Annotated in this window: 3 protein-coding genes; 2 read left to right on the forward strand and 1 reads right to left on the reverse strand. The window is 64.4% G+C overall.

Annotated features, from left to right (window positions below; genetic code table 11):
* The first annotated feature begins 547 nt into the window (after positions 1-547).
* Both AC1DWT_RS51280 and AC1DWT_RS51285 read left to right on the forward strand, forming a co-directional pair.
* On the forward strand, positions 548-961 hold the full coding sequence (locus AC1DWT_RS51280) for a Clp protease N-terminal domain-containing protein (RefSeq protein ID WP_477926275.1): 414 nt from the start codon (positions 548-550) through the stop codon (positions 959-961).
* Positions 858-1,181, forward strand: coding sequence for a Clp protease N-terminal domain-containing protein (locus AC1DWT_RS51285; protein ID WP_477926277.1), 324 nt, complete (start codon positions 858-860; stop codon positions 1,179-1,181). Before AC1DWT_RS51280 ends, AC1DWT_RS51285 begins: the two co-directional genes overlap by 104 nt.
* A gap of 10 nt (positions 1,182-1,191) precedes the next feature.
* Here AC1DWT_RS51285 and AC1DWT_RS51290 read toward each other — a convergent pair.
* Positions 1,192-1,558: phosphate signaling complex PhoU family protein (locus AC1DWT_RS51290; RefSeq protein WP_477926276.1), on the reverse strand; the 367-nt coding region annotated here is incomplete at its 5' end.

The following is a 1,558-nucleotide window of genomic DNA, read 5'->3' on the forward strand; positions in this document are numbered from 1 at the left end:
CTTTTACTCGTCCCGTTCGATCCGGTCCCCCACACCYCAACGARGCTGRGGAGGCGGGAGGGTGCGCCCGACMCGCCGCCCACTCGCCTTCCCGCGCCGCTCCATAGTCATACCCACAGCMTACCACCCCACCCCACRYAMMCCAAMRCAGTCGAAAATCGMGAAACACCCAAACWTGTTGATCRACAACASATTAYGAACCTTACAAYCTAATRTTTGTGCAYAACASACGTAAASWMTTATTCACCAAYTGATTACCSAAACAYGTTGTCAATCAACAWCTTTCAAAMASGGYYCAAAACCGGACGAAACAGACACCCGGCGCCCGCCGACACCCCGGCGCCGGCACTCCCCCGRCACCTCGMCGKCGCCCCCACATCACAAACCGGGGACATGTCATCACACCAGGTCACAGCACCATTACGCCCGCGGGTCCCGAGGTCGAATCGATCCCACCCATAACCACCTACACACCGCCCAGAATGGGCAGCAGAGATTCAGCAGCGGTTCGCGTCGCTCGCGGCGACGCCTGGGGAGGGAGCGCGTAATGGTGTTCGAGAGATTCTCCGATCAAGCCCGTCAGGTGGTCGTCCTCGCTGCCGGCGCCGCCCGCACCCACCACCAGAACTCCGTCGGCACCGAACACCTGCTGGTCGGGATCTTCGAGGCCGGCGGCCGCGGAGCGGCAGCGCTGACCTCATGGGGTGTCACCGCGCCGGCACTCGAGAGCAAGCTCGAGGGTGCCAGCGCACCGGCGGGCTCCGCCCCTGCCGCAGGGCACATCCCGAACACCGGCGAAGACGAAGAAGGTCCTCGAGGGCAGCCTGCGCCAGACTGCCCTGCTCGGGCACGAGGAGATCGGCACCGACCACCTTCTCCTGGCCATGCTCGACGACCCTGCGTCCACCGGCGCTCAGATCCTCACCGACCTTGCATCCCTGCCCATCAGCGAGATGCGTGAGCACCTCAGACGCGAACTGGCCCCACAGGCCCACCCCAGGCCCCGCCCACCGCATCACCGACGCCCTCGAACAACCCGAATAGCAGGTTCAGTCGGGGGTGAAGAACAGTTCCATCCAGATCATGAACCACGCCACCATTGCCGCCATCGGCACGAACGAACACACCAACGGGCAGGGCGAAGTTCACACTCGGATCGGCCGCGGCGATGCGGCCCGTGACGGCGACGACCTACGGGGTCATCTGTTCCCCGGTGACGAGGAAAATCACCCGGCGCCCGACCACGACGGCATGGTCACCAAAGCGCTCGTAGAAACGCCCCAACAAGGTCACATCGACCGCGGCCGGGATGCTGCCGATCCAGGCCGGATCCTCGATCAGAGTGAGCAGCCGTCGATGCAAGTCGTCGAGCTCGTCATCGCGTCTACCGATCTCAGCGGCCAGCTCCGGATCATGCGTGCGCAGAACCCGCTCGGCGAGACCGGCCAACTCGGCCGCCACCCGCCCCATCTCGGAGAGCAACTCCTCCGCCTCACCGGAAGCGACATGCTCGGGATGACGCCGGCGGACACTCTCCGCCACATGCTGCACCAACCCA

It is taken from the genome of Rhodococcus sp. P4_B6, from assembly GCF_056402215.1.